The organism is Nonomuraea jabiensis, from assembly GCF_014204795.1.
In the GTDB taxonomy this organism is placed as follows: Bacteria; Actinomycetota; Actinomycetes; order Streptosporangiales; family Streptosporangiaceae; genus Nonomuraea; species Nonomuraea jabiensis.
Map to the genome: position 1 here is coordinate 6,844,286 of NZ_JACHMB010000001.1, position 13,421 is coordinate 6,857,706.

Sequence of the window (13,421 nt, forward strand, 5' to 3'; positions counted from 1 at the left end):
CGGCCGTGGCCCGGGCCGGGCTCCTCAGGCCGGGTTCCGGCTCAGCGCCAGGGTGGTGATGTCGTCGGACTGCTCGGCGGCCCCCACGAACGTACGCACCGAGGCGTCGACCGCCGCGAGCAGCCCCGAGGCGTGCGCCCCGGCCCCGGCCAGCACCTCCTGGAGCCGGGGGGTGCCGAACAGGCCGTGGGCGGCGTTCCTGGCCTCGACCACCCCGTCGGTGTAGGCGAACAGCGAGTCGCCGGGCCCCAGCTGCACGTGGCCCAGGGTGTAGGAGCTGTCGGCCAGGATCCCGACCGCGGGACCCGTCGGCGGCAGCATCGTCTGCCGGCCGTCGGCGCGCACCACGACGGGCGGGTTGTGCCCGCCGTTGATGTAGACCAGGTCCCCGGAGTACGGGTCCAGCACCCCGAAGAACATCGTCGCGAAATACGCCTGCTTGATGTGGTTGCGGGCCATGTACCGGTTGGTCCCGACGACCGCCTGGATCAGCGGCCCCGCCCCCAGCGACAGCAGGGGCAGCGAGGACTCTCCCGGCGAGCCGTCCAGCGCCACGGCGGCGGCGTCGTCGCCGACGTCCTGGACGAACCCGGTGTGCTCGGCCGTGTGCCGGAGCAGCGTCCTGATCAGCGCCATGAACAGCGCCGCCCCCACGCCCTTGTCGCACACGTCGGCCACCACCAGCGCCAGCCGGCGCCCGTTGACGAGGGTGAACACGTCGTAGAAGTCGCCGGCCACCTGCCGGGCCGGCCGGAAGCTGGCCGCGATCTCCCAGCCGTCCAGCCTCGGCAGCGACTCCGGCAGGAACCCGGCCTGGATGTCGCGGGCGATGCGCAGCTCGCGCTCGTACTCCCGCAGGCTGGCCAGCGCCGCCATCTCCTCCACCGTGGTGCTGAGCTGCCAGCGTTCCCAGCAGGAGTTCGCCCGGCTGCGCAGCAGGCCGGGCAGGAACGGGCGGGTCACGTAGTCGAACCCGCCGCGTACGCACTCCTCCAGCGCGGCGATGTCGTCGTCGGGAAAGGCCACGATCGTGGGCATCCGCCCGTCGACCAGGAACCGCTGGCTGACCAGCGCCATCCGCTGCAGCCCCAGCGCCGCCGAGATCAGCAGCAGGTCGGGGTGCGGGTGCCGCAGGACCAGGTCGTCCGGTACGGCCAGCTGAACCTCGAAGCCCTCCTCGCGCAGCGCCCCGTCGAGCTCGAGCACCGCCGTGGACATGGGGTTAGCCGGCTCGGCAACCACCAGAGCCGTCGGCATTCGCGCCTCCAAGCAGTCGCATGATCAGGGTGTTGCGGTTGCGCCCGCCGACGTACTCGTAGTGGAACTCGTCCACCTTGCCCATGGCGAGGAGCAGCCCGTAACCGCCTTCCTCGCGCTGGGCGGGCGGCACCGCCAGCCGCGGCGCGGGATCGTACCCGGCGGGGTCGAACGGCGGCGCCTCGTCCTCGATGCTGACCCGCAGCCGGTCGTGCTCGATCTCCCCGGACAGCTCCACCACGCCCGCCCCGCCCCGGTAGCCGTGCTGGGCGATGTTCGTGGTGATCTCGTCCGTCGCCAGGCGCAGCCAGTACGCCTGGCGGGAGGTCAGCCCCGCCCCGTCCGCCAGCGCCTCGATGAAATCGGCCACCACACCCGGCAGGGACACGTGCTGGACATCGATCTTGAGCCGGCAGGCGAGCATCACTGCATCACGATGCTGCGGTCGAAGCCGGTGAGCCGGATCGTCTCGGCCACCTCCGGCTTGGTCCCCACCAAGGTGATCTCCGAGCCGCGCGGCAGCTTCTGGTGCGCGAACACCAGGCAGCGCACCCCCGCCGACGACATGTACGTCAGCTCGTCGAGGAGCAGCACCAGCTTGCCCACCTGCCGCCCCACGGCCTGCGACACCAGATCGTTGAGCTCGGGGGCGGAGCTGCCGTCGAGCTCGCCCGCCAGCCGGATCGTGGCGGTGTCGCCCTCCACGTTCATCTTCATCCTGAAGGACATGACATGGTTCCCTTCGCTAATGCGTGACCAGGATCGCGACGCTTCTGGGGCCGATGGACAGCTGTGACTGGTTGGCCAGCGGCGGCTCTGCGCCCGGCTCGAAGGCGTCCATCGGCGGGGCGGCGGCGGTGTCGGCGAACAGGTGCCAGGCCCGCCCGCGCGGCGCGGGCGGCAGTTCGAGCGTGTGCGACTCCCAGTGGGAGTTGGCGGCGACGTAGACGCAGTCGCTCCCGCCCCCGTCGAACAGCGCGGCCAGCACCCGCGAGTGCGCCGACCAGTCCGGTGACCAGGCGCTCACGCCGTGCCAGTGGACCGATCCGGGAGAGCCGCCCCTCAGCACGGGGTGCGCCCGCCGGAAGGCGATGGCGCGCCGCGTGAAGCGGAACAGGTCGGCGTTCTCCTCCCGCAGCCCCCAGTCGAACCACGTGAGCGGCCCGTCGTGGCAGTAGGCGTTGTTGTTGCCGAGCTGCGTGCGGCCGATTTCGTCGCCGGCCAGCAGCATCGGCACGCCCCGGCTGGCCAGCAGGAGCAGCAGCGCGTTGCGCTGCTGCCGGGCGCGCAGCGCCAGCACCGCCGGGTCGTCCGTGCCGCCCTCGTGCCCGCAGTTCCAGGAGTTGTTGGCGTCGTCGCCGTCCCTGTTGCCCTCGCCGTTGGCCTCGTTGTGCTTGTGGTCGTACGAGACCAGGTCCCGCAGCGTGAACCCGTCGTGCGAGGTGATGAAGTTGACCGTGGCCGCGGCGCCCCGCCGGCTGTACATGTCGGGCGAGCCGACCATGCGGGTGGCCAGCTCCCCGGTGACGCCGAGATCGCCCTTGACGTACCTGCGCACCGTGTCGCGGTAGCGGCCGTTCCACTCCGACCAGCGGCTGTAATGGGGGAAGCTGCCCACCTGGTAGAGCCCGGCGGCGTCCCACGCCTCCGCGATCAGCTTGCGGTCGCGCAGGATCGGGTCGTACGCCAGCGACTCCAGCAGCGGCGGGTTGTGCAGCAGCTCGCCCTCGGCCCCGCGCCCCAGGATCGCCGCCAGGTCGAACCTGAAGCCGTCGACGTGGCACTCGGCCGCCCAGTAGCGCAGGCAGTCCAGCACGAACCCGCGCACCACCGGATGGTTGCAGTTGAGCGTGTTGCCCGTGCCGCTGAAGTTGTAGTAGTGCCCGTCCGGGGTGAGCATGTAGTAGGTGGCGTTGTCCAGCCCCTTGAAGCTGATCGTCGGCCCGCGCTCGTCGCCCTCCGCGGTGTGGTTGAACACCACGTCGAGCAGCACCTCGATGCCCGCCCGATGCAGCTCCTTGACCAGGTGCTTGAACTCGTCGACCTGCATGTGGTCCCGGCCGGTGGCCGCGTAGGAGGCCTTGGGGGCGAAGAACCCGATGGGGCTGTAGCCCCAGTAGTTGACGCCGGTGAACACGTTGTCGGTCTCGTCGAACTCGAACACCGGCATCAGCTCGACGCAGTTGACGCCGAGTTCCCGCAGGTACGGGATCTTCTCCACGAGCCCCGCGTACGTGCCGGGCGCCGAGACCCCGGAGGAGGCGTGCCTGGTGAAACCGCGCACGTGCAGCTCGTAGATCACCAGGTCCTCGTGCGGCAGGCGCGGCGGGCGGTCGTCCTCCCAGTCGAAGTCGTCGAGCGTCACCCGCGACCTGTGCCGGTAGGGGCCGTGACCGGTCAGCATCCTGGCGTACGGGTCGCTGAGCACGACGTCCGGGTCGAAGCGGTGGCCCTGCCACGGCCGGCGGGGGCCGTCCACGCGGTAGCCGTACTCCAGGCGCTCGACGTCGAGGCCGAACACGGTCATCGCGTAGACGCTGCCCACCCGGAACGACTCCGGGAAGGGCAGCTCGGCCATCGGCTCGGGCTCGCCCTCCCGGTAGAGCACCAGCGTCACCGAGGTGGCGTGGTTGGAGTAGACCGAGAAGTTGACGCCCCCGGGCACCCGCGTGGCGCCGAACGGCAGCGACCGCCCAGCGCGCACGGGGTATCCGGCGATCCGCTGCGTGGGGTAGGCGTCGATCGGCTCCAGGGCGGTCATACGGTCAACGCCTCCACGCCCTGCTCCACCGACTCGACCACGGTGAAGAACCCGAGGAAGCCGGTCGCCTCCATGATCGCGCGCACCTCGGGGGACAGGCCCGTCAGCGCGAGGCGTACCGTGCCGTGCCGGGCCTGCCGGTAGGTCAGCAGCAGCACCCGCAGGCCCGCGCTCGACATGTACAGGGTCCGGGACAGGTCCAGCACCACCAGGCCCTCCTCGGGGAGGAGCGCCTGCAGGTCCTGCTGGACCTGGGGCGCGGTCTCGCTGTCCAACCGGCCGTCCAGGCTGATGACGGTCACCCCGCCGCGCGGCTCTTTCCGCACTCGCATGGCCATGTCACTCCTCCACGGGCGCCAGGTGGGCGCGCACCGTCACCGGCCCGGCCGAGTCGGGCAGCTTCACCGTCATCGCCGCGGCGTCGAAGAGCTGGTACGGCGAGCCGTCCACCTCCACCCACTCCAGCCGCACCCGGCCGGGCGGCAGCGCGTCGGGCGCGACCCGCAGGACGCGGTCGGTGAACCCGTCGGGCCGCGGCCGGAACCACAGCGTCAACGGCTCCTTGTCGATCAGCAGCCGCTGGTAGACGGTCGCCAGGAAGCACAGCTCGGCCGCGTGGCACATGCTCATCGAGTGGCTGCCCTTGAACCGCTCGTTGCCGAGCAGGTACGGGTGGCCGTCGGCGAGGACGTTGAAGTAGATCCCGCCCTCGTCGTGGTCGAGGAAGAAGGCGCTGTAGAAGGCGGCCGACTCCCGCGCCCTGCGCACGAACTCCTCCTCGCCCACCAGCCCCGCCAGGATCTGGTAGGCGAGGATCGCCTGCTCCTGCTGCCACCAGGCCTTCCTGTCGTGCCAGACGAACCGGTGGACGTGCTGGCCGGGGGCGAGCCTGCGTTCGACCACGTCGTACCAGCCGCCGCGCTGCGGGTCGCTGCCGAAGCCCGGCATCTTCTCGCCGATCTCGGTCGCCAGCGCCCGGTAGCCGTCCTTGGGCCGGATCGACATCATCCGCATGAGGTTCCAGGCGATCTTGAGGTTGTGCCCGACGACTGCCCTGTCCTGCTGCCAGTGCCAGGTGGTGTCCGGCGTCCAGTCGGCGTGGAAGCGCTCCTGCACGTACGGGCTGTCCTTCCTGGGCATGTGCTTGGCGATGAGGTCGAACGTCTCCTCCAGCATGTCGGCGTGCCGCTCGTCGCCGGTGGCCAGGAACAGGTTGATGAGGTAGGCGGGGGCGTGGTCGCCGACGGAGTTCCAGTTCTTCCGCGACCGGTTCGGGCCCAGCGACTCGTGGTGCGGGCTGAGCAGGATCGGGTCGATGTGCGAGTAGTAGCCGCCCCGCTCCGGGTCGTGGAAGAACTTGCGGAACAGCCGCAGCGTGCCGTCGATGTCGGCGGCGATGCGCGGGTCCCCGGTGAGCCGGTAGAGCTGGGTGGGGCCGGCCAGGGCGTAGATCTGCTCGTACATCGGGATCGCGTCGTAGTCGTCGCCGAACTCGGAGGTGAACAGCTTGCGCTCGACCCCGTCGCGCACGTCGATGCCGTGGTACCAGTACACGACGTCCTCGTCGCGGTCCACGAAGCGCATGTGCTCGCGCAGGTAGGCGGCGCCCTGCTCGGCCACCTCCAGGAAGTCCTCCTCGCCCGTGAGCATGTAGGCCGAGGACATCCCGTAGACCATCCGGGAGATCGTGTCGGTCTCCTGCACGTCCTGGCCGGCCTTCTCGCCGCCCAGCCGCAGCATGGTCCGGTAGACGGAGTAGTCGATCGGGCCGTCGGCCCCGAACTGCGCCTTGCGGTAGAACCTGCCCAGCTCGCGGATCTGCTTGACCCACCAGTCGGGCTGCTCGAAGGCGTACTGGCCCGGCTGCCTGCCCAGGAAGATCAGGGTCTTGGCCTCGATCGTGTAGGCGCCGTTCTCGTGGTAGAAGATCCCCTTGACGAACACGTAGGTGCCCGGCGTGAGCAGCTGCTCCAGGTGCGCCGACGCGTCCAGGTACGGCTCCGAGAGGTTGCGCACGAACTCGGCGGAGGTGGTGCCGGTCAGGCGCACCCGCACCGGCCGCCCGTCGTTGGTGCGCAGGCTGATCTCGCCGTGCTCGAAGCCGGTGACGTAGCCGGCCACCAGGTCGGAGAAGGTGAAGTCGGGCCGGTAGACCGTCTCGGAGCTCCGGTCGGCGGCCACCAGGTCGATGATCATGCGGGCGAAGGCGGCGCAGTGCTCGGCCGTCCGGCCGGTCACCAGGTCGCGGTCCACCACGACGTCCTGGTCGGTGTAGACGGCGCCCATGTTGCGCACGTCGCCGACCAGGTTGTTGTGGCACGTCACGCGGCGGCCCTTGACCGCCTCGGCGATGGGCGCCGCCAGCCAGAGGCCGTGGCAGATGACGCCCTTGACGATCCGGTGGTCGTCGAAGGCCGCCTTCAGCAGCCGTACGGCGGGGGCGAGCTCGTGGACGTCCTCGGTGTAGCGCAGCCGGTCCGACACCATGCCGGACGGCACGATCAGCACGTCGATCCGGCTCAGGTCGGCCTTTTCCAGGTCGCCGCTCACCGTGAACGGCTCCTTGAACTCGTGGCCGTGGAAGGTCAGCGAGTCCTGTCCCCACAACCGCGTGAGGAACTCGACCCGCGCCCCCTCCTCGGTGAAACGCCGCTGGTAGTAGTGGAGCTCCTGCTCGACGAAGTCGCTCTCCATGAGGATCGCGACGGTGCGCCCGGCCAATCGCTTCTCACGCACGGTGTACCTCTCAGGTGGTAATCAGATCGACGAGGAACGGCCCCGGCGCCGCCAGCATCCGCTGGACCGCCGCCTCCACCTGGGCGGGCTTGCTCACCTTGACGCCGGGGACACCCAGGCTCGCGGCCAGCTTCACGAAGTCGATCTGGGGGTGGGACAGGTCGAAGCCCTGGGGGTGGGGGTGCGCGGCGATGCCGCGCTCGCGCCAGTACTGCTCGAGGTTGTCGTCGAGCAGCTGGTAACGGCGGTTGTCGCAGATCACGAAGCGGGCGGCCACGCCGTACCTGACGGCGGTCCACAGGGCCTGGATGGTGTACATGCTGCCGCCGTCGCCGGTGAAGGCCACCACCTCGGCCTCGGGGCGGGCCAGCTTGATCCCGATCGCGCCGGGGATGCCGACGCCGAGCGAGCCGCCCCTGGTCTGGAAGTAGGTGCCGGGCCGGCGTGGCGGGAGCCGCCTGAGCAGCGCGGGGGAGGAGGTCAGCGCCTCGTCGAAGACCACCAGCCGGTCGCCGGCCCGGGCGGCCAGCTCGCCGGCGAACACGTCCATCATGCTCTCGCCGTACATCTCGGCCGGCTCGCGGGCGGGCGCGGGGCGGGCGGGGCCGAGCAGGCGGGCCAGCGCCGCGAGCGTCGGCTTGGGATCGGCGACGAGCGCGACGTCGGCCGGCAGGTTCTTGGCGATCTCGTAGTCGTCCAGATCGATGTGGACGATCTTCGTCCCCTCGGGGAAGGGGCTGGTCAGCAGCGGGAACACCTCGGGGAAGAGGTACGTCCCGACGACGAGCACGGTGTCGGCCCCGGCCAGCGCGGCGGCGCTGTGCTCGCCGAACATGTGCCCGAGGTCGCCCCGGTGCAGCGGGTGGGTGGTGTCGATGGTCACCTCCGAGGAGTTCACCGTCCACACCGGGGCGCCGAGCGCCTCGGCCGCCCTGGCCAGCTCCTCCTGCGCGCCGGACACCGAGACCCCGTCCCCGGCCAGCACCACGGGCCGCCGGGCGGCGCGCAGGACCGCCGCGGCCCGCTCCAGCTCCTCCGGCACGGGCACCGTCGCCCGGCTGGGGACCGTGCTGGCCACGGCGGGCTCGTCGGTGTCCTCGTCGAGCACGTCCATCGGCAGCGCCACGAAGACGGGCCCGCGCGGCGGCGTCATCGCGATCTTGACCGCGCGCCGCAGCACCCTCAGCACCGAGCCCGGGTGGGTCACCCTGGTCGCGTACTTGGTCACCGGCCGGGCCATCGACACCAGGTCCACCGCCATCTGGCCGTCCAGCGCCTCGTAGCGCACCCCTGCCTCGCCGGCGATCACCACCAGCGGCGAGTGGCCGCGCTTGGCCTGGTAGAGCAGGCCGACGCCGTTGCCGAGGCCGACGCCGCTGTGCAGCTGGACCAGCGCGGGCCCGCCGGTGGCGCGGGCGTAGCCGTCGGCGATGCCGAGCACCGCCGACTCCTGCAGCGCCAGCACGTACCGGAAGCCCGGCGTCTCCTCCAGCACGTCCAGGAATCCCTGCTCCACGGTTCCGGGGTTGCCGAACATCACCGAGATGCCGTCGGCCGCGAACTGCTCGAAGATCGCCTCTTTGGCGGGACGGGTCGCCATGGTCACCAGCCGTAGCGGCGCAGGCCGGACTCGAGCACCTCGACCAGCTTCTCGCCGGACAGGTACGAGTCGGGGGTCGAGCGGCCCGTCACGAACGGGTAATCCACGATCACCGACGTCTCCTTGCCCACGTTGCCGTGGTAGCGGCCGCCGGGCGCGGTGGCGTCGCGCAGGATGTACTCCAGCGGGTACGGCGGCGGCCCCATGTTGAAGTCGACCCCCAGGAAGCCCGTGCCGTCCTTGTAGTCGTACTCCTTGCAGTGGCCCGTCACGTGCTTGCCGCGCAGGATGCTCGCCCGGTCCTCCCAGTCGCGGGCGAAGGCCAGGCAGGCGACGCCGTAGCACTCGGCGAGCACCGGCTTGTCCGCCCGGACGAAGGCGAGGATCAGGTCGTGCACCCGGCCGTTGTTGGCCAGGTCCACGATCGGGCCGCTGCCGCCCACGAGGACCAGGGCGTCGTACTCCGCGACGTCCCGGTCCAGCCGGGCGAGCTCCCGGTAATAGCCCTCGACCTTGCGGAGGTATCCGTCCTCGCTGTTGTAGGGGCGTTCGGGGATCCACTCGGCGAGGCTGACCGGGGAGTCCAGCCGGTCCGACTCGTCGAGCTGCCTGGCGGCCACGGCCACCTCCGGCGTGGTCACGGAGCGGCCCAGCGGCGGATCCACGTACCCGGGGTCGAGACTGGGCGGCAGTGCCCGCGCCCGCTTGCCGGTGGGGGTGGCGAACACGCTCCGGTAGCCCTGCCGGTCGAAGGCGGCCAGCGGGCCGACGAGTTCCTCTCCCCAATATCCGTACTCGGAGAGAACAATAAGAATGGTGCGCGTCATGCGTGGATTCAAACAACGAGTGGTTTTCCGGGACAAGTCCGGCCCGCCTATTCCGTCAAGTCCGTGAAAGTCGCCGGCACTTCGTCAGGTGCCGGGGGCGGCCGCGCGGAAAATGGCGGAACAATGGCCGTAGCCGATTCTGGAGGCTCGTGATGCCCGAGCAGCGCCGGCCGGTCCTGCTGGCCGTGGACGACGACGATCACGTGCTCCGCGCGGTGCGGCGCGACCTGTCCCGCGCCTACCAGGAGCGCTACCGGGTGGTGGCGTCGAGGTCGCCGGCGGAGGCCATGCGGATCCTCGACCGGCTGCGCGAGCGCCGCGAGGAGGCCGCGCTGATCCTGTCCGACCAGCGCATGCCCGAGATGACCGGGATCGAGTTCCTGGTGGAGGCCGGCCGGCGCTTCCCCGGCGCCCGCCGCGTCCTGCTGACGGCCTACGCCGACACCAGCGTCGCCATCTCGGCGATCAACGAGGTGCGGCTGGACCACTATCTCGTCAAGCCGTGGGAGCCGCCGGAGGAGCGGCTCTACCCCGTGCTCGACGACCTGCTGTCGGACTGGGAGTCCGCCCACGAGCCCCCCTACCAGGGCATCCGCCTGGTCGGTCACCGGTTCGCGCCCGCCACCCACCGGCTGCGCGACCTGCTCACCCGCTACCGCCTGCCGTTCAGGTTCGAGGAGGCCGAGCCGGGCGACCCGGCGGTGCCCGAGGTCGTGCTGCCCGACGGGCGCCGGCTGGCCCGGCCCGGGCACGGCGAGGTGGTGGCGGCCCTGGGCCTGGCGACGGAGCTCAGCCACCCGCACTACGACGTGGCGATCGTCGGAGGCGGCCCGACCGGGCTGGCCGCGTCGGTCTACGCCTCGTCCGAGGGGATGGCGACGCTGCTCATCGAGGCGTACGTCCCGGGCGGCCAGGCCGGCACCTCCAGCCGGATCGAGAACTACCTCGGCTTCCCGTCCGGCATCTCCGGCGTCGATCTGACCAACCGCGCCATGGCGCAGGCCCGCAGGTTCGGCGTGGACGTGCTGGCCCCGGTCGAGGCCAGGCGGCTGAGCCGGGCCGGCCGGGCCTGCGTGCTGAACCTGTCCGACGGCAAGGAGATCACCGCCGCCACCGTGCTGCTGTCGCCGGGCCTGTCGTACCGCGGTCTCGACGCCGAGGACGCGGCCCGCTTCGAGGGGGCCGGCATCTACTACGGCGCGGCCCTGTCGGAGACCGAGTCATGCGTGGGGCGGCACGTGTGGATCGTGGGCGGCGCCAACTCGGCCGGCCAGGCGGCGCTGCACTTCTCCCGGCACGCCTGCCACGTCACCATGGTGGTGCGCGCGGACAGCCTGGCCAGCGGCATGTCCGCGTACCTGGTGGACGAGATCGCCGCGACCGGCAACATCACGGTCATGACGAACACCCTCGTGGTCGCCACCGGCGGCGCGGACCGGCTGGAGCACATCACGCTGCGCGACAACCGCAGCGGCGAGCTGACCACGCGGGAGGCCGAGCACGTCTTCGTGTTCATCGGCGCCCGGCCGCGCACCGAGTGGCTGGACGACCTCGTGCGCAGGGACGCCCACGGCTTCCTGCTGACCGGCCCCGACCTCGGCCCGGTGGCCGGGCTGGCGAGCTGGGACCTGCCGCGGCCGCCGCTGCTGCTGGAGACGAGCGTGCCGGGCGTGTTCGCGGCCGGCGACGTGCGCGCCAACTCCGTCAAGCGGCTGGCCTCGGGCGTCGGCGAGGGCGCCATGGCGGTGTCGATGATCCACCGCTACCACTCGGAGAGCTGACCCCTCTCACGCGGGGCCGCCGGCCAGCGGCAGCCGCACGACGAACCGCGTGTCGCCCGGCCGGGAGTCGACCTCCATCGTGCCGCCGTGCCGCTGCGCCACGATGTCCATGCTGACGTGCAGCCCGAGACCGGTCCCCTTGCCCAGTTCCTTGGTGGTGAAGAAGGGCTGGAACACCATCGGCAGCGCCTCGGCGGGGATGCCGGGGCCGGTGTCGCGGAACTCCACCACGGCGTGGTCGCCCTCCCGCCTGGTGCTGATCGTCAGCTCGCCCTCGCCGCCCATGGCGTCCACGGCGTTGTCGATGAGGTTGGTCCAGACCTGGTTGAGCTCGCTGGGGAAGGCCTGCAGGTCGGGGACGCCGCCGTACTCCCGGCGGACGCGGACGTTGCGCAGCTTGGGCGCCATGAGGGCCAGCGTGGCCTCCAGGCCCTCGCGCAGGTCGGCGTCCCGCTGGGGCGCGCGGTCCAGGTTCGTGTAGGCCGAGGTGCGCCGTACCAGCTCCACGACCCGCTCGGCCGCCTCGGCCGCGTCGCCGGCGAGCGTCCGGATGCGCAGCACCGGCACCAGGTACGCCAGCGCCGCCGCGAGGGCGTCCGGCCGCAGCCCGGCGGCCAGCTCGTCGAGCTCGGCGCGGTCCACGCCGTGCTCGGCGAGGTCGTCGGCCAGCTCGACGGCCTGGTCGAGGCCCTGTTCGCGCAGCCAGTCGGCGACGTCGTCGGCCGCCTCCGCCTCGGCCAGGGGGTCCAGCGCGGCCCCCGAGCCCGCCCGGTCCTGGAACCGCGCGACGAGCCGCACCTCGGCCTCCTCGCCCGCGCGCCCCCACTCGACCGCGGTGGCGGCCAGCCGGGGCGCGAGCTCGCGCAGCTCCCGCGCGGCCCGCAGCGCGGCCGCCGCCGGGTTGTTCAGCTCGTGGGCCAGGCCGGCCGCCAGCATGCCCAGCCCTTCCAGCATGCGGCTGCGCCCGGCCTGGCGCTCCATGGCGTTGATGCGCCCGGCCAGCACCGGCAGCAGCACCCGGCAGACCTGCGGGCAGCGCTCCAGCATGTCGAAGAACGCGTCCTTGCCGTAGGCCACGACCCGCGCCGGCCCGACGGCCAGCGCGGTGGCCAGGTACTCGTCGCTGGTGAGCAGCGGGAGCTCGCCGACGAACTGGTGCTCCAGCGCGTCGCCGAGGTGCCGGGTGAGCACCTGCTCCCGCCCGCCGACCAGTTTCGAGACCACGATCTCGCCGTCCAGCAGGATGTAGAAGGCGTCGGCGGGCGCGCCCTCGACGAACAGCGCCTGCCCGTCGCCGAGCTCCCTGACGGTCCCGGCGCAGGCGAGCCAGTCGAGCTGCTCGTCCGACAGCCCGGCGAACAGCTCGATCCCGGCGAGCCGGCCGGTCAGCCATGCGGGCGCAGGCACAGTTCCTCCGCCTCCCGTCCGTCCAGGCCGCCCAGCAGCCGGTACGCGTGGGCCACCGACACCAGCGTGACGTGGTGGTGCCAGCCCTGGAAGGAGCGGCCCTCGAAGTGCTGCAGGCCTGACTCGGCGGCCACCGACGCGAGCACGGCCGCCGCCCTGTTGCGCAGCCCGACCAGCCCCGCCAGGTCGGACACCCGGTTGCGGCCCAGGTCGGTCAGCCACATCGCCCGCGCCCCCGAGCGCGGGTACCAGCGGTGCCCCGGCGGGCGCGGGCCCGCCTGCCCCTGCACCACCTGCAGCCGGGGCCGCAACGGCTCCAGCACCGGGCGGGCGGGCAGGCCGGCCCCGCCGGCCGGCAGCGTGCCGGGGGAGACGCGGACGAGGTAGGGCAGCCCGCGCTCGGCGAGCCCGGCGAGGAGGAACTCCACGCCGGGCATCGACCTGCCGTCCACCACGATGGGCGCCGGCGGCAGCCCCCAGTCGACGACCATCTCGTCGACGGCCTGCAGCAGGTGCCGCCAGTGCGGCCGGCTGTGCTCGTGGGCCGGCACGCGGGCCCGGCTGCGCAGGCCGTCGTCCTCGTCCCACGAGCGGGGCAGCAGCAGCCGCCAGTTGACCGGGCAGCCGCCGTCCTCGCCCACCATCACGACCGCGAGGCCGATCTGGCAGTTGAGGAGGCGGCCCGCGGAGTTGGCGAACTGCCGCGCCACGCCCACCGACTTGGACCCGTTCTTCGGGAAGACGACCTCCTCCAGCACCCACGCCTTCGGGCGGATCGCCTCGACGAGCAGCTGGGCCAGGCGCTGCCGTACGGGCGCCCAGTCCCAGGGGCTCTGGTTGATGAACTGCTGGAGGCACTGGTCGACGGGCCGCCCGACGACCTGGTTGGAGATCCGGCGGATCGACTTGCGGCCCGGTACGGAGACCAGGCCGTTGACGTAGACCTCGCCCCACCGGCGCTGATCGGAACGGAGGAAGGAGGCGAACAGGTCCTCACAGAAAGGAGAGAGCCAAATCTCCCGCGAATGCAAATCCGAGTAGATGGCCATACG

The 13,421-nt window shown here is 71.8% G+C and carries 11 protein-coding genes; 1 reads left to right on the forward strand and 10 read right to left on the reverse strand.

Translation table 11 applies throughout. The annotated features are described in order from the left end of the window. Window positions 1-24: 24 nt before the first annotated feature. From HD596_RS31295 to HD596_RS31335, 8 genes are read right to left on the reverse strand one after another with little or no spacing between them, the layout of a single operon-like run. Window positions 25-1,257 carry a PP2C family protein-serine/threonine phosphatase gene (locus tag HD596_RS31295; protein WP_185072852.1) on the reverse strand — a complete coding sequence of 411 codons (1,233 nt, stop codon included), beginning with the start codon at window positions 1,255-1,257 and terminating at the stop codon, window positions 25-27. After that, window positions 1,223-1,681 (reverse strand): ATP-binding protein, encoded by a 459-nt coding sequence (locus HD596_RS31300; protein WP_246557172.1) that lies wholly within the window; start codon window positions 1,679-1,681, stop codon window positions 1,223-1,225. Before HD596_RS31300 ends, HD596_RS31295 begins: the two co-directional genes overlap by 35 nt. Next, complete coding sequence (locus HD596_RS31305; RefSeq protein WP_185072854.1) at window positions 1,681-1,986, reverse strand: anti-sigma factor antagonist; 306 nt, start codon at window positions 1,984-1,986, stop codon at window positions 1,681-1,683. The genes HD596_RS31300 and HD596_RS31305 overlap by 1 nt, the downstream gene beginning before the upstream one ends. Before the next feature lie 16 nt (window positions 1,987-2,002). Continuing rightward, complete coding sequence (locus tag HD596_RS31310) at window positions 2,003-4,018, reverse strand: glycogen debranching protein (RefSeq protein WP_221519604.1); 2,016 nt, start codon at window positions 4,016-4,018, stop codon at window positions 2,003-2,005. Continuing rightward, window positions 4,015-4,350 (reverse strand): STAS domain-containing protein, encoded by a 336-nt coding sequence (locus HD596_RS31315; protein WP_185072855.1) that lies wholly within the window; start codon window positions 4,348-4,350, stop codon window positions 4,015-4,017. The genes HD596_RS31310 and HD596_RS31315 overlap by 4 nt, the downstream gene beginning before the upstream one ends. A gap of 7 nt (window positions 4,351-4,357) precedes the next feature. Next, window positions 4,358-6,754 carry an AGE family epimerase/isomerase gene (locus HD596_RS31320; RefSeq protein ID WP_221519605.1) on the reverse strand — a complete coding sequence of 799 codons (2,397 nt, stop codon included), beginning with the start codon at window positions 6,752-6,754 and terminating at the stop codon, window positions 4,358-4,360. A gap of 10 nt (window positions 6,755-6,764) precedes the next feature. After that, the gene (locus tag HD596_RS31330) at window positions 6,765-8,354 is read right to left on the reverse strand and encodes a thiamine pyrophosphate-binding protein (protein WP_185072856.1); all 1,590 of its coding nucleotides are present in this window, start codon (window positions 8,352-8,354) and stop codon (window positions 6,765-6,767) included. Between the two features lie 2 nt (window positions 8,355-8,356). Continuing rightward, entirely contained in the window at window positions 8,357-9,181 is an 825-nt protein-coding gene (locus HD596_RS31335) for a type 1 glutamine amidotransferase domain-containing protein (RefSeq protein WP_185072857.1), read from the reverse strand. A gap of 152 nt (window positions 9,182-9,333) precedes the next feature. On the opposite strand from HD596_RS31335, the gene HD596_RS31340 reads away from it, so the two are divergent. Further along, window positions 9,334-10,962: an NAD(P)/FAD-dependent oxidoreductase gene (locus HD596_RS31340; protein ID WP_185072858.1), complete on the forward strand. Its 1,629-nt coding sequence runs from the start codon at window positions 9,334-9,336 to the stop codon at window positions 10,960-10,962. Between the two features lie 6 nt (window positions 10,963-10,968). Here the strand turns inward: HD596_RS31340 and HD596_RS31345 are convergent, their stop codons facing one another. Both HD596_RS31345 and HD596_RS31350 read right to left on the reverse strand, forming a co-directional pair. Continuing rightward, window positions 10,969-12,369 (reverse strand): ATP-binding protein, encoded by a 1,401-nt coding sequence (locus HD596_RS31345; RefSeq protein ID WP_185072859.1) that lies wholly within the window; start codon window positions 12,367-12,369, stop codon window positions 10,969-10,971. Further along, window positions 12,348-13,418, reverse strand: a complete 1,071-nt coding sequence (locus tag HD596_RS31350) for an IS701 family transposase (protein WP_185072860.1) — start codon at window positions 13,416-13,418, stop codon at window positions 12,348-12,350. Before HD596_RS31350 ends, HD596_RS31345 begins: the two co-directional genes overlap by 22 nt. Window positions 13,419-13,421 lie beyond the last annotated feature (3 nt).